General features: G+C 61.0%; 20 protein-coding genes. 3 read left to right on the plus strand and 17 right to left on the minus strand.

Going from position 1 to position 23,791, the window contains the following annotated elements; translation table 11 throughout:
• Positions 1–5 precede the first annotated feature (5 nt).
• A complete protein-coding gene (gene waaA, locus AC13EY_RS12300; RefSeq protein WP_228245166.1) occupies positions 6–1,268 on the minus strand; it encodes a lipid IV(A) 3-deoxy-D-manno-octulosonic acid transferase in 1,263 nt (420 codons plus the stop codon).
• A gap of 136 nt (positions 1,269–1,404) precedes the next feature.
• Here waaA and AC13EY_RS12305 point away from each other — a divergent pair, with 136 nt between their 5' ends.
• From AC13EY_RS12305 to AC13EY_RS12315, 3 genes are read left to right on the plus strand one after another with little or no spacing between them, the layout of a single operon-like run.
• Complete coding sequence (locus AC13EY_RS12305; protein WP_228245165.1) at positions 1,405–2,583, plus strand: NAD(P)/FAD-dependent oxidoreductase; 1,179 nt, start codon at positions 1,405–1,407, stop codon at positions 2,581–2,583.
• Complete coding sequence (locus AC13EY_RS12310; protein WP_228245164.1) at positions 2,580–3,383, plus strand: aldo/keto reductase; 804 nt, start codon at positions 2,580–2,582, stop codon at positions 3,381–3,383. The genes AC13EY_RS12305 and AC13EY_RS12310 overlap by 4 nt, the downstream gene beginning before the upstream one ends.
• 3 nt (positions 3,384–3,386) lie before the next feature.
• Positions 3,387–4,280, plus strand: a complete 894-nt coding sequence (locus AC13EY_RS12315; RefSeq protein ID WP_228245163.1) for a metal ABC transporter ATPase — start codon at positions 3,387–3,389, stop codon at positions 4,278–4,280.
• 28 nt (positions 4,281–4,308) lie between these two features.
• Here AC13EY_RS12315 and ispD read toward each other — a convergent pair whose 3' ends face one another.
• From ispD to rseP, 16 genes are all read right to left on the minus strand, one after another.
• Positions 4,309–5,007, minus strand: coding sequence for a 2-C-methyl-D-erythritol 4-phosphate cytidylyltransferase (ispD, locus tag AC13EY_RS12320; protein WP_228245162.1), 699 nt, complete (start codon positions 5,005–5,007; stop codon positions 4,309–4,311).
• Complete coding sequence (locus AC13EY_RS12325) at positions 5,004–5,234, minus strand: septum formation initiator family protein (protein ID WP_228245360.1); 231 nt, start codon at positions 5,232–5,234, stop codon at positions 5,004–5,006. The genes ispD and AC13EY_RS12325 overlap by 4 nt, the downstream gene beginning before the upstream one ends.
• 98 nt (positions 5,235–5,332) lie before the next feature.
• Positions 5,333–6,622 carry a phosphopyruvate hydratase gene (gene eno, locus AC13EY_RS12330; RefSeq protein ID WP_228245161.1) on the minus strand — a complete coding sequence of 430 codons (1,290 nt, stop codon included), beginning with the start codon at positions 6,620–6,622 and terminating at the stop codon, positions 5,333–5,335.
• Between the two features lie 52 nt (positions 6,623–6,674).
• On the minus strand, positions 6,675–7,520 hold the full coding sequence (kdsA, locus tag AC13EY_RS12335; RefSeq protein WP_228245160.1) for a 3-deoxy-8-phosphooctulonate synthase: 846 nt from the start codon (positions 7,518–7,520) through the stop codon (positions 6,675–6,677).
• 21 nt (positions 7,521–7,541) lie between these two features.
• Positions 7,542–9,170 (minus strand): CTP synthase, encoded by a 1,629-nt coding sequence (locus AC13EY_RS12340; RefSeq protein WP_228245159.1) that lies wholly within the window; start codon positions 9,168–9,170, stop codon positions 7,542–7,544.
• A 131-nt stretch (positions 9,171–9,301) separates the two neighbouring features.
• A complete protein-coding gene (tilS, locus tag AC13EY_RS12345; protein ID WP_228245158.1) occupies positions 9,302–10,633 on the minus strand; it encodes a tRNA lysidine(34) synthetase TilS in 1,332 nt (443 codons plus the stop codon).
• The gene (accA, locus tag AC13EY_RS12350) at positions 10,634–11,590 is read right to left on the minus strand and encodes an acetyl-CoA carboxylase carboxyl transferase subunit alpha (protein WP_228245358.1); all 957 of its coding nucleotides are present in this window, start codon (positions 11,588–11,590) and stop codon (positions 10,634–10,636) included. It abuts the gene before it with no gap.
• Between the two features lie 98 nt (positions 11,591–11,688).
• Entirely contained in the window at positions 11,689–15,222 is a 3,534-nt protein-coding gene (gene dnaE, locus AC13EY_RS12355; protein WP_335600341.1) for a DNA polymerase III subunit alpha, read from the minus strand.
• A gap of 104 nt (positions 15,223–15,326) precedes the next feature.
• On the minus strand, positions 15,327–15,917 hold the full coding sequence (rnhB, locus tag AC13EY_RS12360) for a ribonuclease HII (protein WP_228245356.1): 591 nt from the start codon (positions 15,915–15,917) through the stop codon (positions 15,327–15,329).
• 11 nt (positions 15,918–15,928) lie between these two features.
• Positions 15,929–17,110, minus strand: coding sequence for a lipid-A-disaccharide synthase (gene lpxB / locus AC13EY_RS12365; RefSeq protein WP_228245156.1), 1,182 nt, complete (start codon positions 17,108–17,110; stop codon positions 15,929–15,931).
• 1 nt (position 17,111) lies between these two features.
• Entirely contained in the window at positions 17,112–17,888 is a 777-nt protein-coding gene (lpxA, locus tag AC13EY_RS12370; protein ID WP_088273403.1) for an acyl-ACP--UDP-N-acetylglucosamine O-acyltransferase, read from the minus strand.
• Positions 17,885–18,322 (minus strand): 3-hydroxyacyl-ACP dehydratase FabZ, encoded by a 438-nt coding sequence (fabZ, locus tag AC13EY_RS12375; protein ID WP_088273402.1) that lies wholly within the window; start codon positions 18,320–18,322, stop codon positions 17,885–17,887. Before fabZ ends, lpxA begins: the two co-directional genes overlap by 4 nt.
• Before the next feature lie 51 nt (positions 18,323–18,373).
• Positions 18,374–19,435 (minus strand): UDP-3-O-(3-hydroxymyristoyl)glucosamine N-acyltransferase, encoded by a 1,062-nt coding sequence (gene lpxD, locus AC13EY_RS12380; protein ID WP_228245155.1) that lies wholly within the window; start codon positions 19,433–19,435, stop codon positions 18,374–18,376.
• A complete protein-coding gene (locus AC13EY_RS12385; RefSeq protein WP_088273400.1) occupies positions 19,435–19,941 on the minus strand; it encodes an OmpH/Skp family outer membrane protein in 507 nt (168 codons plus the stop codon). Before AC13EY_RS12385 ends, lpxD begins: the two co-directional genes overlap by 1 nt.
• Positions 19,942–19,985: 44 nt before the next feature.
• On the minus strand, positions 19,986–22,337 hold the full coding sequence (gene bamA, locus AC13EY_RS12390; protein WP_228245154.1) for an outer membrane protein assembly factor BamA: 2,352 nt from the start codon (positions 22,335–22,337) through the stop codon (positions 19,986–19,988).
• 75 nt (positions 22,338–22,412) lie between these two features.
• Positions 22,413–23,774, minus strand: coding sequence for a sigma E protease regulator RseP (gene rseP, locus AC13EY_RS12395; protein WP_335600343.1), 1,362 nt, complete (start codon positions 23,772–23,774; stop codon positions 22,413–22,415).
• Between the last annotated feature and the right edge of the window lie 17 nt (positions 23,775–23,791).

The raw sequence follows: 23,791 nt of genomic DNA on the forward strand, positions 1-23,791 counted from the left end.
AGCATTCAATGCAGTAACCGGTCGATCCCCTGCAGCAAGCGCTCCAGCGCCCCCTGATTGTCAGCCACTACTGCCTGCCCGGCCTGGCCCGCGCGCTGACGCGCAGGGCTGTCCTGCAACCATTGCTGTACAGCGACCGCCAGAGCTGTCTCGTCAGCGACCACCTGCAGGGCGCCTGCGCCTTCAAGCAACTCGCTGATTTCGGTGAAATTGAAGCGGTGCGGCCCGGACAACACCGGCAGCCCCAGTGCCGCCGGCTCAAGATAGTTGTGACCGCCGTTCGGCACCAGAGAGCCGCCGACAAACGCCAGATCAGCACAGGCGTAGAGAAACACCAGCTCGCCCATGGTGTCGCCAACCAGCACCTGCTGGTCAGCAGCCGGCAGCGCACCACTGCTGCGCCGTACCATACCGAAACCCGTCTCACTGACCTGGCGCGCGACCGAATCAAAGCGCTCGGGATGCCTCGGCACCAGAATCAGCAGCGCATCGGGCAGCGTATCCAGTACCTGACGATGCGCTCGCAGCACCTGCTCATCCTCACCAGCATGGGTGCTGGCCGCAATCCATACCGGGCGGTCGCTGCCCCAGCGCGCGCGCAGCTCCTGCGCCTGCTGCACCTGCTGCGGATCGGGACGAAAATCGAACTTGATGCTGCCAGTCACCTGCATCTGCTCGCGCCCCACACCCAGCTCGATAAAACGCAGAGCCTCGGCCTGGCTCTGCACGGCAACCCAGTCCAGCGCCGCAAACATTGGCCGAACCAGCGCGCCTACCCGCTGATAGCCACGGGCGGAGCGAGCCGACAGCCGCGCATTGGCCAGCACCAATGGCACCCTTGCGCGCCCGGCCTCGGCCACCAGATTCGGCCACAGCTCGGTTTCCATGATGATGCCGATCTTTGGCTGCAGCCGGCGCAATAACCGACGCTGCAGCCACGGCAGGTCATAGGGCAGATAGGCGTGACCAACCTGACCGCCGAACAGCTTGCGGATCTGCTCGGAACCGGTCGGCGTCATGCAGGTGACGGTGATCGGCAGCGCCGGATACCGCTTGAGCAATTCACGCACCATGGGCGCGGCGGCAATACTCTCGCCGACCGACACCGCGTGCACCCAGATTCCGCCGCTGCGCACATCGCCTCCCAGAGCAAAACGTTCGGCCCAGCGGCGGGCATAGGCAGGCGCCTTGATCGCGCGATACAGCAGACGCAACAAAATCAGCGGCAGGCAAAGGAAGAAAAACAGGGTATAGAGACGACGGGCCATGAAAGCATCCTGTAGCAGCTAGGCGTCCGGTAAGGGCTGCGCTAAAACAGCGCTGGCTCCTAGGGTAACAGATGTGACCAGGCAGGCCCCCAGTGACTATACTAGGGAGCCTTTTTAACCAGAGCTGCGGGAGCACATGAGTACAACCCTGGATACTGACATCTGCATTATCGGCGGCGGCGTCGCCGGACTATGGCTCAACGCGCGCCTGCGCAAGGCTGGCTATCATACCGTGCTGATTGAGCGTGGCGCCCTGGGAGGCGGTCAGAGCGTCAAGTCACAGGGCATCATCCATGGCGGTATCAAGTATGCACTCGGTGGCAAGCTCAACGCCGCAACGGAGGCGATCGCCGACATGCCCAACCGCTGGCGGCAGTGCCTGACCGGCGAAGGCGAACTGGATCTGAGTGGCGTGCGGGTGCTTTCCCAGCACCATTATCTGTGGTCACCCGGCAGCCTGATCAGCAATCTGGCCGGTTTTTTTGCCAGCAAGGCCCTGCGCGGGCGGGTGGATCAGATCAAGGGCAAGGCGTTACCCACCGTATTCAACAACCCGGGTTTCAAGGGCAAGGTGTATCAGCTCGGTGAGCTGGTACTGGACGTGCCGGATGTCATCCAGCGTCTGGCAGAGCTCTCGGGCGACAGCCTGATCAGCGACAATAACCCACACATCCTGCGTGACGACAGCGGCGAGATAGCCGGGATTCAGCTGGCCGGCACACGGGTTCGCGCGAGCCGTTATGTGCTTACCGCCGGTGAAGGTACCGAAGGCCTGCTGCAGGACTGGGGCGTCAGCGAGCCGGCAATGCAGCGTCGCCCGCTGCAAATGGTGCTGGTCAAGGGCCCGGATCTGCCACCCCTGTATGCCCACTGTCTCGGCGCCAGCCCCAAGCCGCGCCTGACCGTCACCACTCACCCCTGTGAAGACGGCCAGTGGTGCTGGTATCTGGGTGGCGACCTCGCAGAGCAAGGGGTCAATCAAGCACCGGACCAGTTGATCGACCAGGCTCGCCGCGAACTCCGTGAGCTGCTGCCGTGGATCGACCTAAGCGCGTGCCAGTGGACCACCCTGCCGGTCAACCGGGCCGAGCCGGCCCAGAGCGGGCTGGTACGCCCCGATAACGCCTACGTTCAAGCCTGCCACAACGCGCTGATCAGCTGGCCGACCAAGCTGGCCCTGGCACCCAATCTGAGCGATCTGGTAATGCAGGAACTGACCCGCCAGCAGGTAACATCGACTGGGCATCCACCGCTGCCGCCAGACCTGCCGCGCCCACGTGTGGCAGCACCGCTTTGGGACGCCTGCTTCCAATGAGTACCCTGCACCCCTTCTACCGCACCCTGGGAGACACCGGCCTGCGCCTGTCTCCCCTCGGGCTGGGTACCGTCAAGATCGGCCGTAATCAGGGCGTAAAGTATCCGAACGGTTTCGACTTGCCAGACGACGACGCTGTGCGCAACCTGCTCGCGCTCGCACATGATCTGGGCATCAACCTGCTGGACACCGCGCCGGCCTACGGCACCAGCGAGCACCGCCTTGGCCCGCTGCTCAAGGGCCAGCGGGACAACTGGATCATCTGCAGCAAGGTTGGCGAGGAGTTTGTCGAAGGCCAGTCGCATTTTGATTTCTCGGCCAAACATACCCGCCATTCGGTAGAACGGTCACTGCAGCGCCTGGGCACCGATCGACTGGACCTGGTACTGGTGCACTCGGACGGCAACGATCTTGAGGTGCTGGATCAGGAGGTCTACCCGACGCTGGCCCAACTCAAGCAGGAAGGCCTGATTCTCGCCTACGGGTTCTCCGGCAAGACGGTAGCCGGTGGTCTGCGTGCCCTGCAGCAGGGCGATTGCGCCATGGTGACCTACAACCTGCGCGAACAGGCAGAGCGCGAGGTGCTCGACTTCGCCCTGCAACACAACAAGGGCATTCTGATCAAAAAAGCGCTGGCCAGCGGACACGTCTGCCTGAATGGCGAGGACCCGGTACGCAAGAGCCTGGAGTTGGTTCTCGGGCACCCCGGCGTGACCAGCGCGATTATCGGCACCATAACCCCCAGCCACCTTGCGCAGAATGTCAGCGCGGCCCTGTCGGTACTATCCAGCATGGAGTAAGGCATGACTCAAATCGTTGCCCGGAAAAACCCCGTCGCATTCAAGACCCAGGCCATCGCGGTTACCGCCAGTGCAGAGGTATTACGCTACGAACCAACCGGCAGCCCTTTGAGTTTTGCCCAGATACAGGAGCGTCGCGTCCCGCTCCAGCTCCAGCTCAGCGATCCCAACCACTTCAATGTCGTTCTGGCCAACCTGGGGGTCTCGGTCGATCTGTATCTGCACTGGCAGCAGCGGGATTTCCGCCTGCTGGTACGTCAGGACCGGCCGGACCATGGCGACCAGGTTCTGAAACTGTTGTCCGGCTACGTTCCTTCCCACGAACTGCGCGTGCCACTGTTGACCGTCATGACCGAGATCGCCGAGGAATTGCTGATCGAGACCCGAAGCGGCTGGCTGCAGGGGCGCTATCAGGATACCTGGCTGCCAACGCCCTATGCAGAGAGCCTGCCATTGGACAGTGAACGCCATTTCACCCTTGGCGCACGTGCCGGAAATACCAGGCCGGTGCTCTGCCGTGAGCTGAACCTGCTTGAGCGCCCACGGGCATACGTCCACTTGCCGACCAGTTCGCTGCAACTGGTCTACCAGATGCAGCTTGCTCTGCCGGACGACATAGACGCCCCTTCGCTCTTGCATGCCGACGAATATCTTGATCCGGACAGCAGGGAACTGATCGCCCGGGTTGACCACCAGCAACCGGACCTGTTTCTGGCCGAATACCGCAACGGCGAACCCACCGGCGAGCTATATCATCTGCAACGCGGCGAGCTGGTCGCCCAGCCAACGGGGGGCCTGCTGCTTAGCGAGGCGTTTGCCGAACAACAGGGCTGGGTGGTCACCGCAGCCAACTGCGCACTGCAGCAGGGCCTTGGCCTGACTGACGGCACAGCGTAACCACTGATTTGGCGCAAGCGTGTCAACATCAGCGCTCGCGCTGACGCAGCCACTCCAGATCTTCGGGGCGGGTAATTTTCAGATTGTCGGCACGGCCTTCCACCAGCAGCGGTGCCTGACCGACCCACTCCATCGCCGAGGCCTCATCGGTAATCCGGGCGCCAGCGGCCAGCGCCTCGGCCAGCGCCTGCTGCAATGGCCCGAGACGAAACATCTGTGGCGTGTAAGCCTGCCAGAACAGGCTGCGATCGGGTGTTGATGACACCCGGCCATCCGGACCGATCTGCTTGAGAGTATCGCGCACCGGTACAGCCAGTAGTCCACCGACCGGATCATCGGCTAACGTGCTGAGCAGCTTGTGCAGGTCGCTATCGGCGAGATTGGGGCGAGCCGCGTCGTGCACCAGCACCCAGTCGTCATCGGTCGCGCCCAGCTCGCGCAACGCAATCAGGCCATTGAGTACCGAGTCGGCACGCTCGCGGCCGCCGACTGCACGGGTGATACGCGCATCCTGCGCGCAGGGCAGCGTCGGCCACCAGCCATCATCTGCAGAGAGGGACACCACCAACCCGCGCAGCCACGGTTGATCCAGGAAGCAGGCCAGGGTGTGTTCGATCAGGGTGCGCTCACCCCAGAGAAGGTATTGCTTCGGACGGTCTGCCTGCATGCGCGCGCCGACACCGGCGGCGGGCAGAACGACCCAGAAATCGGGTGTAGCGACGCTCATTGGTCGCTCAGTTGGAACAGGGTCTCGCCCTGCTTGACCATGCCCAGCTCATGACGGGCACGCTCTTCGACGGTTTCCAGCCCCTGCTTGAGTTCAATGACCTCTGCCGTCAGCACACGATTACGCTCCAGCAGCTGCTCGTTCTCGCGCTGCTGCTCGGCAATCTGCTGCTTGAGCTGGGAAACGTGGGCAAGACTGCCCTCGCCGACCCAGAGTCGGTACTGCATCGCCGCCAGCAGCGACAGCGCAATGAGCCAGAGCCATTTCAAGCCGGATGCTCCTGTCAAGGAACGGCGGGTACGCTCACGCGTACCCGCCAGACCGATCAGCCGCGGAACTCGGCGCGACCCTTGTAGGGCGCCTTGTCACCCAGTTGCTCTTCGATACGCAGCAGCTGGTTGTACTTGGATACGCGGTCGGAACGGCACAGCGAACCGGTCTTGATCTGACCGGCAGCGGTACCCACAGCCAGGTCGGCGATGGTGCTGTCTTCGGTTTCACCGGAGCGGTGCGAGATGACGGCGGTAAAGCCGGCAGCCTTGGCCATCTGGATCGCTTCCAGGGTCTCGGTCAGCGAACCGATCTGGTTGAACTTGATCAGGATGGAGTTGCCGATCTTCTCGTCGATACCGCGCTTGAGAATCTTGGTGTTGGTCACGAACAGGTCGTCACCAACCAGCTGCACCTTCTCGCCGATCTTGTCGGTCAGGACTTTCCAGCCAGCCCAGTCGGACTCGTCCATGCCGTCTTCGATGGAGATGATCGGATAGCGCTGGGTCAGGCCAGCCAGGTAGTCGGCAAAACCGGCCGCATCGAACACCTTGCCTTCGCCGGCCAGGTCGTATTTGCCGTCCTTGTAGAACTCGCTGGAAGCGCAGTCCAGTGCCAGAGTGACGTCGTCACCCAGGGTGTAACCGGCGTTTGCAACGGCCTCGGCGATGGCTGCCAGCGCGTCTTCGTTGGACGCCAGGTTCGGCGCAAAGCCGCCTTCGTCACCGACTGCGGTGTTCAGACCACGGGCCTTCAGAACCGCTTTGAGGTGATGGAAAATCTCGGCACCCATGCGCAGCGCATCGGCGAAGTTCTTGGCGCCAACCGGCTGAACCATGAACTCCTGGATGTCGACGTTGTTGTCGGCGTGCTCACCGCCGTTGATGATGTTCATCATCGGTACCGGCATGGAGTAGACACCGGGGGTACCGTTCAGGTCGGCAATGTGCGCGTACAGCGGCACGCCCTTGGCCTGGGCAGCCGCCTTGGCTGCCGCCAGGGAAACGGCGAGGATCGCGTTGGCGCCCAGCTTGGCCTTGTTTTCGGTGCCGTCCAGTTCGATCATGGCGCGATCCAGGTCAGCCTGAGCGCTGGCATCACGACCAACCAGCAGCTCACGGATGGGGCCATTGATATTGGCGACGGCCTTGAGCACGCCCTTGCCGAGGTAACGGCTCTTGTCGCCATCACGCAGTTCCAGTGCTTCGCGCGAACCGGTAGAGGCGCCGGAGGGTGCACAGGCGCTGCCCATGATGCCGCCTTCCAGAATTACGTCCGCTTCAACGGTCGGGTTACCGCGCGAGTCCAGAACCTCACGGCCCTTGATATCAATGATTTTTGCCATCTTTACTTGCTAGCTCCGTATATCGGGTCAATCGGGTGAAAGCGGTAGCGGCTCAAGCCGTTTCCAGCACCGGGAAGCTCTTGACCAGATCGTCAAGGGCCTTCAACTGGGCAAGGAACGGCTCCAGCTTGTCCAGGCGCAGGGCGCAGGGGCCGTCGCACTTGGCGTTGTCAGGATCGGGGTGCGCTTCGAGGAACAGACCCGCCAGGCCCTGGCTCATGCCCGCCTTGGCCAGATCGGTGACCTGTGCCCGGCGACCGCCGGCCGAGTCACTGCGACCACCCGGCATCTGCAGGGCATGGGTCACGTCGAAGAACACCGGGTACTCGAACTGCTTCATAATGCCGAAGCCAAGCATGTCGACTACCAGATTGTTGTAACCGAAGGACGAACCGCGCTCGCACAGCACAAGGCGGTCATTGCCGGCTTCTTCACACTTGGTGAGGATGTGCTTCATTTCCTGCGGCGCGAGGAACTGGGCCTTCTTGATGTTAATCACGGCGTTGGTTTTGGCCATCGCCACAACCAGATCCGTCTGCCGGGACAGGAACGCCGGCAGCTGGATGATGTCGCACACTTCGGCAACCGGCGCAGCCTGATAGGGCTCGTGCACGTCAGTGATGACCGGCACGTTGAAGGTGCGCTTGATCTCTTCAAAGATCTTAAGACCCTCTTCCATGCCGGGGCCGCGGAACGAGTTGATCGACGAGCGGTTGGCCTTGTCGAAGCTGGCCTTGAACACGTAGGGAATCCCCAGCTTGTCGGTGACTTCAACGTAGTGCTCGCAGATCTGCATTGCCAGATCTCGCGACTCCAGTACGTTCATGCCACCAAACAGAACGAAGGGTTTGTCGTTGGCCATCTCGATGTCACCAACGCGCACGATTTTCTGTGCCATAAGCCAGCTTCTTCCTTAATCTCAGCCGTTCTTGTGCTGACGCAGCGCGGCGCCGATGAAACCACTGAACAGCGGGTGGCCGTAACGCGGCGTCGACGTAAATTCCGGGTGGAACTGGCAGGCCACGAACCACGGGTGATCCTTGACCTCGACTACCTCGACCAGCGCGCCGTCGCCGGAACGACCGGAAATACTCAGACCGCCAGCCTGCAGATCGGGCAACAGATTATTGTTGACCTCGTAGCGGTGACGGTGACGCTCGACGATCACGTCCTTGCCATAGCAGTCGTGCGCCTTGGAGCCCAGCTCCAGGGTGCATTCCTGCGCGCCCAAACGCATGGTACCGCCCAGATCGGACGCCTCGGTACGCAGCTCGGTCTGGCCGGTCGCATCCTGCCACTCGGTGATCAGACCCACAACCGGGTGACCGGAGGTCTTGTCGAACTCGGTGGAGTTGGCATCGCTCCAGCCCAGCACATTGCGGGCGTACTCGATGACCGCGACCTGCATACCCAGACAGATGCCCAGGTACGGAATCTTGTTCTCGCGGGCATAGCGCACGGCCGCGATCTTGCCCTCGACACCACGGGAGCCAAAGCCGCCCGGCACCAGAATGGCGTCGACCCCTTCCAGCAGACCGGTGCCTTGCTGTTCGATATTCTCGGAGTCGATATAGCGCACATTCACCTTGGTGCGTGCCTGAATGCCGGCGTGGCTGAGTGCCTCGATCAGCGACTTGTAGGCATCGAGCAGCTCCATGTACTTGCCGACCATGGCGATGGTGACTTCATGCTCGGGGTTGAGCTTGGCGTCTACCACGCGGTCCCACTCGGACAGGTCAGCCTGACCGCACTCCAGACCAAAGCGTTCGACGACGAAATCATCCAGGCCCTGTGCGTGCAGTACAGACGGAATCTTGTAGATGGTGTCGACGTCTTCCAGGCCGATCACCGCACGCTCTTCCACGTTGGTAAACAGCGCAATCTTGCGGCGCGAAGACAGGTCGATCGGATGATCGGAGCGGCAGATCAGCACATCGGGCTGCAGGCCGATGGAGCGCAGCTCCTTGACCGAGTGCTGGGTCGGCTTGGTCTTGGTCTCGCCAGCGGTGGCGATGTAGGGCACCAGCGTCAGGTGCATCAGCATCGCGCGCTTGGCACCGACCTCCACCCGCAGCTGGCGGATGGCTTCCAGGAACGGCTGGGACTCGATGTCGCCCACGGTACCGCCGATTTCAACCAGCGCCACGTCGGCATCGCCGGCACCCTTGATGATGCGGCTCTTGATCTCGTCGGTAATGTGCGGAATGACCTGAATGGTCGCGCCCAGATAGTCACCACGGCGCTCCTTGCGCAGCACGTCGGCATAGACGCGGCCGGTGGTGAAGTTGTTGTTCTGGGTCATGGTAGCGTTGACGAAACGCTCGTAGTGCCCAAGATCAAGGTCGGTTTCCGCGCCATCATGGGTCACGAATACTTCACCATGCTGGAAGGGACTCATGGTGCCCGGATCCACGTTGATATAGGGATCCAGCTTGAGCATGGTGACCTTCAGACCACGCGCCTCGAGGATAGCCGCGAGGGAAGCCGAGGCGATGCCCTTACCCAAAGAAGAAACAACACCACCCGTGACGAAGATGTAGCGCGTCATGAAAAACCCATAGATTGAACAGTTAAGCGGTTTGCACCGCGAGGAATTCGAAGGGAGTCAGAGGTGACCTGAAGGGTCAGCCAAAGTCTCGTCAAGATGGGAAGTCAGGATACCAGACGGGCCCCGCTTGCTCAATCCGAAACAGGCTTCCAACTGACCGTAAAACCACTCTGATTTCCGTCCACCAGAGCCTGCTCGGCGTTCCAGCGCCCCGCCACCGAAACCAGCTCGCCGCCTGAGTATAGCAACGGCACCGAAGGACGCAGCCAGGCAGGTACGCGGGCCTCCTGAAGCAGCTGTTTGACCGACCGGGTAGGCCTGCCCGGCAGCTTTATTCGCTCGCCCCCCTGCCGGTACGCAAGCTGCCACCCGGCCGCACCGGGAGCTCGTAAACCGCCGGACGACGGCGCGATACAGAGGGTCCCGTTACCGGCCAACAGCGACTGACAGGCAAGTGGCTGACAAATCTGGGCACTCCCCTGCCGGGGCCAGCCGGCTTCCACCAGCCAGAGACGATCTGACGAACGGTATAGCCTGTGGCTACCCAGCAGCAGTTGCGGTTGCGCGTCGCTGCAGGCTGCGAGTTGCTGCACCCACTGATCAAGGTGGCGCTGATCCGGCATCAGCACGCCCTGCTGCCTCAACCAGAAACGCAGCAGATTGCGCTGCCTGGCTGGCGACAACACCAATACCGGAGCAAGCAGCAGACTCGGCCAGTGACCAAGCCAGGCATCATCAAGCGGTAATACGGCAGACTGCAGATCAGATGCTGCCAGGTCATCCAGCAACTCGCAGGCCTCATCAGCATGTTCTGCCAGGCGGCGCAGACTCTGGTCTACCTGCGGCCAGCTGTCACGCAGCGCCGGCAACAACGCGTGCCGCAGCGCCGTACGGGCAAAACGCGCATCCCTGTTGGCAGGATCCTCAATCCAGTTCAAACCCTGTCGAACAGCGAAATCCGCAAGCTCGGCGCGCGACGCGTCCAGCAACGGTCGTGACAGCCAGCCACGCCCGAGCGGGCGACGAGCAGGCATCCCTGCCAGCCCTTGAATACCCGTGCCACGCAGCATGCGAAACAACATCGTTTCCAGCTGATCATCGGCATGATGCGCCAGCAGCAACTCGGCGCCCTCCGGCAGTGCCTCAGCAAAGGCTGCGTAGCGCGCGTCGCGGGCAGCCTGTTCGATACTGGGACTCTGGCCCACCCGCACCCGCACCACCGTCAGCGGCACACCGCGGGCGTCGCAGGCACGCTGACAATGCATCGCCCAGGCGTCAGCCTCGGGGTGCAGTCCGTGATGAATGTGAACGGCGTAAAGTGGCGGAATATCAGAGGATTGGCGCGCCTGGGCCAGCAGCTCAAGCAGAACCATGGAATCCAGACCACCGGACAACCCCAGCCACCAGGCCGGGGCGCCCAAACAGGAGCTGAGCTGCTCGCGCAGCCCCTGCGGTGTGAGCATTTACTGAATACCGAAGGACATCAGCCGCTGGTAGCGGGTTTCCAGCAGTTGCTCGGGAGTGCGCTCGTCAAGTTTGGCCAGTTGCGCAACCAGCTGCTGCTTGAGGCGCTCGGCAGTTTCCTGCGGTGAGCGCTGTGCGCCACCCAGCGGCTCGGGGATCAGGGTGTCGACCAGTCCCAGCTCTTTCAGACGCTCGGCGGTAATACCCATGGCCGCCGCTGCATCAGCCGCCTTTTCGGCGCTTTTCCAGAGAATGGAAGCACAGCCCTCGGGCGAGATCACCGAATAGGTCGAGTACTGCAGCATCATCAGATGATCGCAGACACCAATGGCCAGCGCACCGCCGGAGCCTCCTTCACCAATAACAGTGGCGATAATCGGCGTTTTCAGACGCGACATGACCTGCAGGTTCCAGGCAATGGCCTCACTCTGGCCGCGCTCTTCGGCATCGATGCCCGGATACGCGCCGGGGGTGTCGATAAAGGTCAGGATCGGCATCTTGAAGCGCTCGGCCATTTCCATCAGGCGGCAGGCCTTGCGGTAGCCTTCCGGCTTGGGCATGCCGAAGTTGCGGCGCACCTTTTCCTTTACGTCACGGCCTTTCTGGTGACCGATGACCATCACCGGCCGGCCGTCCAGGCGCGCAATGCCGCCGACGATGGCGGCATCATCGGCAAAATGGCGATCGCCGTGCAGCTCTTCAAAGTCGGTAAAAATGTGACGGATATAATCCAGCGTATAGGGCCGCTGCGGGTGGCGCGACATCTGGGCAACCTGCCAGCTGCTCAGGTTGCCGAAAATGCTCTCGGTCAGGGACTTGCTCTTCTCCTGCAGCCGAGTGATTTCTTCGGTGATGTTCAGCGCGTTGTCACTGCCGACCAGACGCAGCTCTTCGATCTTGGCCTGCAGGTCCGCAATTGGCTGTTCAAACTCCAAGTATTTCTGGCTGTTGCTCATAGGCATCCATCATCCGCTTGCGCCCGATCCGGGCATCCAAAAGTTTCGCAAATAACCTTACGGGATTGCCGGGCGCCCGTCGAGCATCCGGCTTTGCGCTATCTATAGTGCAGAGAGACGCTGTCTTTGCCCAACTGGTCACGCAGGCTTTGCAGCAGATCGTCTGCCGGCTCCACACGCCACTCGTCACCCAGGCGCAGCAGCGCTGCCGCATCGGCCCGCTGGTACTCGACCGTAACCGGGCAGCCGCCGCGATACTGCTGCAGCAGCCCTGCCATTCGGCTCAGCGCGGCGGCGTCGTGACGGGCGCCATCGAGGTTCACCCGTACACTGTCGAGCAGCCCGGTACGCGCCTCCTCCAGACTCATCACGCGCTTGGCACGCACCCGCATGCCGCCGGAGAAGTCATCGACCGCAACCTCCCCTTCGACCACCAGCATGGCGTCCTTCTGCAGCAAAGCCTGCGCCGCATTGTAGGCCTCGGAGAACAGTGACACCTCGATCCGCGCCGATCGGTCATCGAGGGTGACAAAGCCTACCTTGTCGCCGCGCTTGTTCTTCATCACCCGCATGTCGAATACCAGCCCAGCGATGGTCTGGCTCTCGCGCGAAGGCTTCAGATCCAGAATGCGCTGACGGGCAAAACGGCGAATCTCACGTTCGTACTCGTCGATCGGGTGACCCGTCAGATACAGACCCAGGGTTTCCTTCTCGCCACGCAGGCGTTCCTTGAAGGTCCACTCGCGCACCTTGCGGTAGGGCTCGTACACGTCGCGTTCGGTAGATGGCCCCAGCAGATCACCAAACAGGTCGTCGTGGCCGCTATCGGCGCTGCGCGCGGTCTGTTCGGCCGAGGCAATCGCCTCTTCCATCGCGCTCATCAATGCTGCGCGGTTACGGTCGATCTGCTTCTGATAGGCCTGAACTTCCTCGGCGAAGAACGGCCCGAGGCGATCCAGCGCACCGCTGCGAATCAGCGCTTCCATCACCCGCTTGTTGATACGCTTGAGGTCCACCCGGGCGCAGAAGTCGAACAAGTCGTTAAACGGGCCGCCGGCCTTGCGGGTCTCAACGATGGTTTCGACCGGGCCTTCACCCACGCCCTTGATCGCGCCGAGGCCGTAAACCACATCACCGGCGTCATCGACGGTGAACTTGAATTCCGAGACGTTGACATCCGGCGCCTTGATCCGCAGGCGCATGCTGCGGCATTCCTCGATCAGCGTCACCACCTTGTCGGTGTTGTGCATATCCGCCGAAAGGACCGCTGCCATGAAGGGGGCCGGGTAATGGGCCTTCAGCCAGGCGGTCTGATAGGACACCAGACCATAGGCGGCCGAATGCGACTTGTTGAAGCCGTAACCGGCGAACTTTTCTACCAGGTCAAAAATGTTACCGGCCAGGTCCGCGTCAATGCCGTTATTGGCGCAGCCTTCGATAAAGCCACCACGCTGCTTGGCCATCTCTTCGGGCTTTTTCTTACCCATCGCCCGGCGCAGCATGTCCGCGCCACCCAGGGTGTAGCCGGCCATCACCTGGGCGATCTGCATGACCTGTTCCTGATACAGGATGATGCCGTAGGTAGGCTTTAGTACCGGCTCAAGACCGGCGTACTGATAGTTGGGGTGCGGGTAGGAAATCTCTTCCCGTCCGTGCTTGCGGTTGATGAAGTCGTCCACCATGCCTGACTGCAACGGGCCCGGACGGAACAGGGCCACCAGTGCGATCATGTCTTCCAGGCAGTCGGGCTTGAGCTTTTTGATCAGCTCCTTCATGCCGCGCGATTCAAGCTGGAAAACGGCGGTGGTTTCCGCTTTTTGCAGCATGCTGTAGGTCGGTGCATCATCCAGCGGAATCAGGTCGATATTGACCAGTTCCTCGTCACTGGCGCCCTGCGCACGCTGCTGGCGGTGGATGGTTTCCATCGCCCACTTGATGATGGTCAGGGTCCGCAGACCGAGGAAGTCGAACTTCACCAGACCGGCGGCTTCCACGTCGTCCTTGTCGAACTGGGTAACCAGACCGCCACCGGATTCATCGCAATACAGTGGCGCAAAATCGGTCAGCTTGGTCGGCGCGATTACCACGCCCCCCGCGTGTTTTCCGACGTTACGGGTAATACCCTCCAGCTTGAGCGCCATGTCCCAGATTTCCTGGGCTTCCTCATCGTTGGCGAGGAAATCGCGCAGCATCTCTTCCTGCTCATAGGCCTTGGTCAGCGTCATGCCGACCTCGAAGGGAATCATCTTCGACAGCTTGTCGGCCAGGCCGTAAGACTTGCCCTGCACCCGCGCCACGTCGCGCACTACCGCCTTGGCCGCCATGGTACCGAAGGTGATGATCTGCGAGACCGCGTTTCGGCCGTAGGCGTCGGCTACATAGTCGATGACCCGATCGCGGCCTTCCATGCAGAAGTCGACGTCGAAGTCGGGCATGGAAATACGCTCCGGGTTGAGGAAGCGCTCAAACAGCAGATCGTAGGCCAGCGGATCAAGGTCGGTAATCAGCAGCGAATAGGCGACAAGCGACCCCGCCCCCGAGCCCCGGCCCGGGCCTACCGGCACGCCGTTGCCCTTGGCCCACTTGATAAAGTCCATCACGATCAGGAAGTAGCCGGGAAAGCCCATCTGATTGATGATGTCGAGTTCGAAGTTGAGACGGTCGATATAGACCTGGCGCTTGGCCTCGTAGTCCGGCGTATCAGGCGGCAGAATCACCTTCAGACGCTCTTCCAGGCCCTCGAAGGAGACCTTCTTGAAGTACTCCTCGATGGTAAGACCATCCGGAATGGGAAACTCCGGCAGAAAGTAGGTACCCAGCTGGACATCGATATTGCAGCGCTTGGCAATTTCGACACTGTTTTCCAGCGCCTCGGGGATATCGGCAAACAGCTCGGCCATTTCCTCCGAGGTTTTCAGGTACTGCTCCTCGCTGTACTGACGCACCCGGCGCGGATCGTCCAGCGCCCTGCCCTCACCAATGCAGACACGGGTCTCATGGGCCTCGAAGTCACCGCGCTTGAGAAAGCGTACATCGTTGGTCGCGACCACCGGACAGCCGCTGCGCGCCGCCAGCGCGACGGCGGCATGCACGTGTTCCTCATCATTGACGCGACTGGTGCGCTGCAGTTCGAGATAAAAGCGATCAGGGAAGACACCCATCCAATAGGCCAGCAGCTCATCCGCCCGTTCGGGGCTCGAAGACAGCAGCGCGATACCAATCTCCCCCTCCTTGGCTGCCGACAGGGCGATCACGCCCTCGCTGGCCTCGGCAATCCACTCCCGACGCACCGTAACAACGCCGTTGCGCTGACCCTCGGTATAGCCACGCGAGACCAGCTCGGTGAGATTGCGGTAGCCCTTGGGGTTCATCGCCAGCAGACTGATGCGGGTCAGCACGCTGTCGTCTTCGGCATCGGTCAGCCACAGATCAACGCCGGAAATCGGCTTGATGCCACCGCCCATCGCCGCCTTGTAGAACTTGACCAGGCTGCACATGTTGCTCTGGTCGGTAATCGCCACCGCCGGCATGCCCGCCTCGGTAACAGCCTTGATCAGGGGTTTGACCTTGACCAGTCCGTCGACCAGGGAGTACTCACTGTGGACACGCAGGTGAACAAAGGAAAATGACATGGAAATCCTGTTTCAGATGGCGAAGCGTCAGGCAGAGAATTGTAGCGACGGGGAACTGCTGCGGCCAGTCGCAGCATACAGAACGATGTGACCGCTGCAGCCGGTTACCGTTCCAGCGCCTTGCGCACCGGCGCAAAGGAACGACGATGAATGGGTGTCGCACCCAGCTCACGCAGTGCGGCGAGGTGCACAGGCGTTGGATAGCCTTTGTGACCGGCTATGCCATACCCGGGATATTGCCTGTCCAACTCCAGCATTTCGCGATCACGTGCGACCTTGGCCAGAATCGATGCTGCCGCAATTGCCGGCACCCGGCTATCGCCCTTGATCACCGGCTCGCTGCGCATCGGCAACGCCGGACAGCGATTGCCGTCCACCAGCACCAGATCGGGGCGAACCTGCAACCCCGCTACCGCGCGCTGCATCGCCAGCATGGTAGCGTGCAGAATATTCAGCCGATCGATTTCTTCCACCTCGGCCCGGGCAATGCACCAGGCGAGCGCGCGCTCCTGAATCAGCGGAAAGAGTGCCTCTCGCCGCGCCTCGGTCAATTTCTTGGAATCATTCAGCCCTTCGATCGGACGGGCCGGATCCAGGATAACGGCCGCGGTAACCACCGCACCACAGAGCGGACCGCGCCCTACCTCATCAACCCCGGCGATCAGCTCCTCGCCCGCCGGCAATGACCAGTCCATGCTGAGCTGACTCACAGGTGTCCGCGCTCGGCCATCAGGTCGGCAACCGCGTCCGCCGCGCACTGATCGGCATCACGACGCAGCATCTGATGCAGCTGCATAAAGGTCTGTTCTGTTTCGGCTCGCTCTGCGGTCGGCAGCAGGCGGGCCAGCAGCGCCTCGCCCATTCCCTCGGGCGTCGCCGCATCCTGCAGGAACTCGGGGGCCACTTCGCGCCCGGCCAGCAAATTCGGCAGCGACACATGCCCCACCTTGACCAGCCGCTTGAGGATACGGAAGGTCAGCCCCGCCATACGATAGGCCACCACCATCGGGCGCTTGAACAGCATGGCTTCGAGCGTGGCGGTACCCGAGGCGATCAATACCGCATCACAGGCAGCCAATACCTCATGAGCCTGGCCGTCGAACAGGGTCAGCGGCAACTCAAGTCCGCTCTCGGCGAGAATGGCATCCATCTGCTGACGGCGTTCAGGACCTGCGCAGGGCATGATGAACTGCAGATCCGGCTGACGCTCAAGGCACCAGGCGGCAGTATCCAGGAACAGGCGCCCCAGCTTGCGCAGCTCACCGTTGCGGCTACCCGGCAGCAGAGCGACAACACGTCCCGCTTCCGCCAGACCCAGCGACTGCCGCGCGGCGGCACGATCCGGCTCCAGCGGGACACGGTCGGCCAGGGTGTGGCCGACGCAGCGCACCGCCACACCGTGCCGGCGGTAGACGTCTTCCTCAAAGGGAAACAGGGTCAGCATCAGATCGGTCGACTGAGCGATACCCAGAACCCGCTTCTCGCGCCACGCCCAGACCGACGGGCTGACGTAGTGCACCGTGGGAATGCCCGCGTCACGCAGACGCTGTTCAACCCCAAGGGTGAAGTCCGGCGCATCAATACCAATGAATACGTCCGGCCGCTCCTGCTTGAGGTAATCGACCAGCTCGCGACGGATTCTGAGCAGCTCGCGCAGACGCCCGAGCACCTCGACCAGCCCCATTACCGACAGACGCTCCATCGGCACCCGGGTCTGCATGCCCTCGGCGAGCATGCGAGGCCCTCCGATACCAATAAAACGTGCATTGGGGAAACGTTGCTTGAGCGCCGCGATCAGCCCTGCCCCCAGGGTATCGCCGGACGCCTCACCGGCAACCAGGGCAATACACAGGGGCTTGTTCGAACGCAACGGGGCGATACCTGCCATGTCAGCGGGTAATGCCGCGGGTCGACTCGTTGATGGAGGCACAGTACAGGGCAACTTCCGGGAACTGCTCGGCAGCCTCCGCCAGTTGCGCCATCGCCTCGCTGGTGGTCAGACCCTGACGGTAGACGACCTTGTAGGCACGGCGCAGCGCACTGATCAGCTCGGCGGAATAGCCGCGACGACGCATGCCCTCGAAGTTCATGCCATGGGCACTGGCCGGGTTACCACCGACCATGACAAACGCCGGAATATCCTTGAACACCGCAGTATTGGCGGCGCTCATGGCAAAGGAGCCGATGTGGCAGAACTGGTGGACTGTGGTGTAGCCACCCAGAATCGCACCATCGCCCACATGTACATGACCGGCGATGGTCGCATTGTTGGCCATGATGATGTTGTCACCAACCACGCAGTCGTGGGCGACATGGACATACGCCATCAGCAAATTGTTGCTGCCAATACGGGTGATGCCCTGGTCCTGCACGGTTCCGCGATGCAGGGTACAGCCTTCGCGGATGATGTTGTTGTCACCAATCACCAGCCGGGTAGGCTCACCCTTGTACTTCTTGTCCTGACACTCCTCGCCCACCGACGCGAACTGGAATATCCGGTTCCCGCGCCCGATGGTCGTCGGCCCCTTGATAACAACATGGGAGGCTACCTGCGTGCCGGCGCCAATCTCGACGTCGGCACCGATATAACTCCAGGGACCTACCTCGACGTCATCAGCCAGCCGTGCGGCCGGATCAACAATCGCCAGAGGGTGAATACGACTCATATCTTGCGTTCCGCACAAATGATTTCAGCTGAACAGGCTTCCTTGCCGTCAACGGTAGCACGGCAGGCAAACTTCCAGATACCACGCTTGTCACTCAGATAGCTGGCTTCCAGCTGAAGCTGATCGCCCGGCACAACCGGCTGGCGGAAGCGCAGCTTGTCGGAGCCGACAAAATAATACAGAGTGCCATCCGCCGGTTTTACGCCCATCATCTTGAAGCCGAGCAGGCCGGCGGCCTGAGCCATGGCCTCGATGATCAGCACACCGGGCATAATCGGGTGCTGGGGAAAATGACCATTGAAGAACGGCTCATTGACCGAGACGTTCTTGTAAGCACGAATGCGCTTGTTCTCAAGATCCAGCTCCTGAACCCGATCCACCAGCAGGAAGGGGTAACGGTGGGGCAGGTATTCTTTGATTTCGTTGATATCCATGTATCGCTGGCCTTGCTGAAAAGGATAAAAGCGCCCCGAACGGGGCGCCACTCAGGCGTTTGATGAGTCGGGGGACTGCCGAGTCACCTGCTCAAGCTGTTTCTCGAGCTGCTGGAGTCGCTTGGCCATACCATCAAGCTGACGGATACGCGCAGCGCTCTTCTTCCATTCGCCAGCCGGCTGCATCGCCGTACCTGAGGAATAGGCACCCGGCTCGGTGATGGAGCGGGTGACCATGGTCATGCCGCTGACGAACACATTGTCGCAGACCTCGATATGCCCGACCATGCCGACACCGCCAGCAATCATGCAGTGGCGACCGATTCTGGTGCTGCCGGAGATACCGACGCAGGCCGCCATTGCCGTGTGATCACCGACCTGCACGTTATGTGCGATCTGAATCTGATTATCGAGCTTGACCCCGTTGCCGATCAGGGTATCGGCCAAGGCGCCGCGGTCGATGGTGGTATTGGCGCCGATTTCGACATCATCACCAACACGCACTCCGCCAATCTGGGCAATTTTCTGCCAGTGGCCAGCCTGATTGGCAAAGCCAAACCCCTCGGAGCCGATTACCGCACCCGACTGAATCACCACTCGCTCGCCAATATGAACGTCGTGGTAAAGGGTCACCCGGGGAGCAAGCCAGCCACCCGCACCGATAGTCGAACGCGCACCGACATAGCACTGCGGACTCAGGGTAACGCCGGCACCGATAACGGCGTCGGCCTCGACAACCACACCGGCGCCAATGCTGGCACTGGGATCAACCTGCGCGTTAGCTGCCACCACCGCAGTCGGGTGAATACCGGCAGCTGCTATGGGCTTGCGGTCAAAGCGGTGAGACAGGCGAGCGTAGGTCAGATAAGGGTCGGCCACCACCAGCGCATTGCCGGCAAACCCCTCGGCATCGCGCTCGGTCAGCAGGACCGCACTGGCACGGGTGTCAGCCAGGTACTTGCGATACTGGGCGTTGGCCAGAAAAGCGAGTTGGCCGGGGCCGGCATCCTGCAGGGTCGCCAGGCCGAGGATTTCCGTTTGCGGGTCCCCAATAAGCTGCGCGCCGAGCTCTTCAGCCAGGCGCGCAAGGGACAAGGACAGGATTTCGGACATCAGCGGGTGCTATTCAGGCGCTCAATCACCTGACGGGTGATATCGAACTGCGGCTTCACTTCGATCACGCCACCGCGATCGAGTACCAGGTCGTAACCACCTGCGGACAGTACGCCTTCAACGGCAGCATCCAGGCGCGGACGCAGGGTTTCCAGCATCTGACGATCGGACTGGGCCTTGGCCTCATTCAGCTCACGCGACTGCAGCTGGAACTCACGTACCTTCTGACGCAGTTCAAGCTCCAGCTTTTCGAGCTCGGACTGCTCCATCTGACCGCCATCACGCTGCAGGCGCTCCTGCAAACGCTTGGCTTCAGCTTCCAGATTCTTTACGCGTTGCAGCTGCGCACCGAACTGCTTTTCGGCGTCAACCGAGTATTTCTTCGCTGCATCCGACTCCAGCAGCGCCATCTGATAATCCAGCACGGCAATCTTCATCTCGGCAGAGGCCTGGAAACTGGCCAGAGCCAGCAGGGACATCACCGCTACACGCGTAAACTTACCCACTCTAAAACTCCTGATTTCGATACCACGTTGTTATTGGTCTGACGTCAGAACGTCTGGCCGAGAGTGAACTGGAACACCTGGGCGTCGTCGGCCGAATCAGCATTCAGCGGCATGGCCAGACTGAAGCCCAAGGGGCCCAGTGCGGTCAGCCAGGACAGGCCGACACCGACACTGTAACGCAGCTCACCGAGGTCAACATCGCCACAACCGGGATTCTTGTCGCCCTCAACCGTCTTGGTCTGCGTGCATTGGGTATCGTATATGTTACCTACGTCGAAAAACAGGGCCGTGCGCAACGAACGCTGGTCTTTGACGAAGGGGGCCGGGAAGATAACTTCCGCACCGCCGGTGATCTTGATGTTACCGCCAAAGGGCAGCGAGTCCTGATCAGGGTCGTTGACATTCGGGGTACTCTTCGGACCCAGGGTGCTGCCCTCGAAGCCGCGCACAGAGCCGATACCGCCGGCGTAGTAATGCTCGTAGAACGGCATGCGGTCGGTACCGCCAAAGCCGCGACCAAAGCCCAGATCGGTGTGCAGACGCAGGGTCAGGTCTTCGGTCATCGGGAAGAAGCGCTGACCGCGATAATCCATGGTGTAGAACTGCAGATCACTGCCCGGCACGGTCACATGCCAGCTCAGGCTCTGCGAGTGGCCACGATCCGGGAATACGCCGCGATTGAGCGTGCTCTGCGACCAGGAGGCGTCGAAGAACAGGTTGGTAAAGCTGTCCCCTTCGGTATCCAGGAAATTCAGAATCTCCTGCACGGTATAGATACCGCTCTTGATGGTGTCCTGCTGGGCACTCATCCCGAAGGAGATGCGCGAGGTGTCACTGACCGGATAACCGAAGTTGAAGCCGCCACCGAAGGAGTCGACGGCGTAGCTGGTGACATCGACGTCCAGCTCATCGTAGTCGGTAGTCCGGTAGAATGCGTTGTAGCCCAGGCTCATGCCGTCAACGGTGAAGTACGGATCCAGAAAGCCGAAGGACAACGAGGTCTGATAATCGGAGCGGTTTGCCCCGACACTTACCCGGTTACCGGTACCGAAGAAGTTGTTCTGGCTGATCGAGCCACCGAGGATGATACCGGAGCTCTGGGAAAAACCGAGGCTGGCGGTTACCGAGCCGGACGGCTGCTCTTCGACGCTGTAATTGACGTCAATCAGATCGTCGGTGCCGGGTACCGGAACCGTCTCGACATTCACTTCCTTGAAGAAACCCAGGCGCTCAAGGCGGGTCTTGGACTGATCAATCAGATAGGTTGACGCCCAGCCACCCTCCATTTGCCGCATTTCGCGACGCAGCACCTGATCTTCGGTCTTGGTATTGCCACGGAAGTTGATGCGATTGACGTAGGCACGCTTGCCCGGGTCGACATAGAAGGTCACGGCAACCGTCTTGTCTTCTTCGTTGATCTCGGGAATACCGTTGACGCTGGCGAAGGTGTAACCCTCATTACCCAGTCGACGACTGATCAGGTCGGAGGTAGACGTCATCACCTGGCGGGAGAAAATCTGACCCGGTTCAATCAGCATCAGACGCTTGATCTCGTCCTCACCTACGACCAGATCACCGGACAGACGCACATCGCTGATGCTGTAGCGCTCGCCCTCGGTAATGTTGACGGTGATATAGACGTGTTTCTTGTCCGGGGTGATGGATACCTGGGTCGAAGCCACGTTCATGTTGATGTAGCCACGGTCCAGATAATAGGAGCGCAGCCGTTCCAGATCACCCGACAGCTTCTCGCGGGAATACTTGTCGTCACTGCTCAGGAACGAGAACCAGCCCGACGTCTTCAGCTCGAACAGATCAACGAGATCTTCGGTCTCGAAGACGGTGTTGCCGACAACGTTGATGTGCGAAATCGCCGCAACCGACCCCTCGTCGATGACAATCTTCAAGGCAACCCGGTTACGCGGTTCGGGAATGACCTGCGCCTCGATATCGGCAGAGTAGCGACCCTGGGATACGTACTGACGAAGCAGCTCGTTGCGCACCCCTTCCAGGGTTGCGCGCTGGAAAATCTCGCCTTCAGCCAGGCCGGCGGCGCTCAGGCCCTTGAGCAGGTCCTCGCTCTTGATCGCCTTGTTGCCTTCCAGCTCGATAGAAGAAATGGAGGGACGCTCGACCAGGTTGATCACCAGCACGTCGCCTTCGCGACCCAGCTGAATATCCTGAAAGAAGCCGGTACGGAACAGGGAGCGCGTAGCTTCGACCAGTTCCGGATCATCGACTTCGTCACCAATGTTCAGCGGCAAGGCGCTGAATACGCTGCCGGCGGAAACCCGCTGCAAACCATTGACGCGGATATCGGAGATCTGGAAGGCAGCGGCGTGAGCCCCCGGCGCCAATAGCATCGAAAAAAGCGCAGGCAATAGGTAACGTTTCATGAAATCCGTTTTGATCCAGCTGATTGAATTCTTATCTGCCATCAATGGCAGGTCGTGTTCAGGCAGTGCACTTGGTCAGCCGCCCAGGCGGCTAATATCGTTATAAATGGCAAACAGCATGACTCCGACGATCAGGCTCAAGCCGATCTGCAGTCCCCATGTCTGAATTCGCTCGGAGAGAGGCTTACCCCTGACCCACTCGGCCACGTAATACACCAGGTGACCACCATCCAGAACCGGTATCGGGAGAAGGTTCAAAACCCCCAGACTGATACTCAAGTACGCAATAAAACTGAGAAAACTTTCCAGCCCTGACTTGGCAGAGGCGCCCGCCACTTTAGCAATCGTAATCGGACCACTCAAGTTTTTTGCCGAGACCAGCCCTGTCAGCATCTTCCACAGTGAGTCCAGCGTCAGCGCTGTCATTTCCCAGGTTTTCTGCATCGCGACCGGCACAGCGACCAGAGGGTTGTAACTTATCTGGCGCTGCATGTGAGCCGGCATGTCGATCGGCTCGACGCCTACACCAACGTATCCGACAACCACATCGTCACTTGCCTTGGGACGCGGCGTCAGCGCGATATCAACCAGGCTGCCGTTGCGCTCGACCTGTAATTGCAGGACCTGCTGCGCATTGGCCTGAATGGTCGGCACCACGTCGGTCAGCCAGTCGGATACCGGCTGACCGTCAATAGAAAGAATCAGATCGCCAGGCTGCAAACCGGCCTCGGCCGCGGCACCGTCAGGCGCAATCTGGCCGATACGCGGGGGAATTTGAGGCTGCCATCCGGTCAACCCGAGCGCCACCATTGGATCGGGCGCCTCTTCTCCCCTGAGCCAGTTATCGAGGGGTAGCTGGTAGCGCTGTTCACTGCCACCGGAAAAGGGTTTGGCAGTCACATCAATGCTGCCACTCTCACCAAGACGCCGGATCAGTTGCAGATTGATTTCGTGCCAGCTTCGTGTCGAGGTGCCATCAACGGCGGTAATTTCCAGCCCTTCGTGCATACCGGCCAATGCCGCAGGGGAACCGGCAGGGACGGGGCCAAGCACTGGCGCCACCGTGCTGAAACCGATCACCGCGACAATCCAGAAGGCGAGGATCGCGAGCAGGAAATTCGCCAGCGGACCTGCAGCCACAACCGCAATGCGCTGCTTTACCGTTTTGCGATTGAAGGCCTGATCCAGCTCGTGTTCGGCAACCGGCGCCTCGCGCTCGTCGAGCATCTTGACGTAGCCGCCCAGCGGAATGGCGGCGATGGCATATTCGGTTCCGCGCCGATCGTGCCAGCGCAGCAGCGCAGGGCCGAAACCGATCGAAAAGCGCAACACCTTGATGCCGCAGCGCCGGGCTACCCAGAAATGACCGTACTCGTGAATGGTGACCAGCAGCCCGAGAGCGACCACCGTAGCCAACAACGTAGACAGCAGCTCCATTCAGTACCTCACAGGGC

The sequence above is a fragment of the Halopseudomonas sp. L-58 genome, from assembly GCF_056859475.1.

Excerpts from the sequence above, each read along its gene's own strand:
- bamA (WP_228245154.1), bottom strand. The coding sequence starts at position 22,337 with ATGAAACGTTACCTATTGCCTGCGCTTTTTTCGATGCTATTGGCGCCG.
- dnaE (WP_335600341.1), bottom strand. The coding sequence starts at position 15,222 with ATGTCATTTTCCTTTGTTCACCTGCGTGTCCACAGTGAGTACTCCCTG.
- AC13EY_RS12340 (WP_228245159.1), bottom strand. The coding sequence starts at position 9,170 with ATGACGCGCTACATCTTCGTCACGGGTGGTGTTGTTTCTTCTTTGGGT.
- rseP (WP_335600343.1), bottom strand. The coding sequence starts at position 23,774 with ATGGAGCTGCTGTCTACGTTGTTGGCTACGGTGGTCGCTCTCGGGCTG.
- eno (WP_228245161.1), bottom strand. The coding sequence starts at position 6,622 with ATGGCAAAAATCATTGATATCAAGGGCCGTGAGGTTCTGGACTCGCGC.
- kdsA (WP_228245160.1), bottom strand. The coding sequence starts at position 7,520 with ATGGCACAGAAAATCGTGCGCGTTGGTGACATCGAGATGGCCAACGAC.
- tilS (WP_228245158.1), bottom strand. The coding sequence starts at position 10,633 with ATGCTCACACCGCAGGGGCTGCGCGAGCAGCTCAGCTCCTGTTTGGGC.
- AC13EY_RS12305 (WP_228245165.1), top strand. The coding sequence starts at position 1,405 with ATGAGTACAACCCTGGATACTGACATCTGCATTATCGGCGGCGGCGTC.
- lpxB (WP_228245156.1), bottom strand. The coding sequence starts at position 17,110 with ATGGCAGGTATCGCCCCGTTGCGTTCGAACAAGCCCCTGTGTATTGCC.
- lpxD (WP_228245155.1), bottom strand. The coding sequence starts at position 19,435 with ATGTCCGAAATCCTGTCCTTGTCCCTTGCGCGCCTGGCTGAAGAGCTC.
- AC13EY_RS12310 (WP_228245164.1), top strand. The coding sequence starts at position 2,580 with ATGAGTACCCTGCACCCCTTCTACCGCACCCTGGGAGACACCGGCCTG.
- accA (WP_228245358.1), bottom strand. The coding sequence starts at position 11,590 with ATGAGCAACAGCCAGAAATACTTGGAGTTTGAACAGCCAATTGCGGAC.
- fabZ (WP_088273402.1), bottom strand. The coding sequence starts at position 18,322 with ATGGATATCAACGAAATCAAAGAATACCTGCCCCACCGTTACCCCTTC.
- AC13EY_RS12315 (WP_228245163.1), top strand. The coding sequence starts at position 3,387 with ATGACTCAAATCGTTGCCCGGAAAAACCCCGTCGCATTCAAGACCCAG.
- waaA (WP_228245166.1), bottom strand. The coding sequence starts at position 1,268 with ATGGCCCGTCGTCTCTATACCCTGTTTTTCTTCCTTTGCCTGCCGCTG.
- lpxA (WP_088273403.1), bottom strand. The coding sequence starts at position 17,888 with ATGAGTCGTATTCACCCTCTGGCGATTGTTGATCCGGCCGCACGGCTG.
- ispD (WP_228245162.1), bottom strand. The coding sequence starts at position 5,007 with ATGAGCGTCGCTACACCCGATTTCTGGGTCGTTCTGCCCGCCGCCGGT.
- rnhB (WP_228245356.1), bottom strand. The coding sequence starts at position 15,917 with ATGGACTGGTCATTGCCGGCGGGCGAGGAGCTGATCGCCGGGGTTGAT.
- AC13EY_RS12325 (WP_228245360.1), bottom strand. The coding sequence starts at position 5,234 with ATGCAGTACCGACTCTGGGTCGGCGAGGGCAGTCTTGCCCACGTTTCC.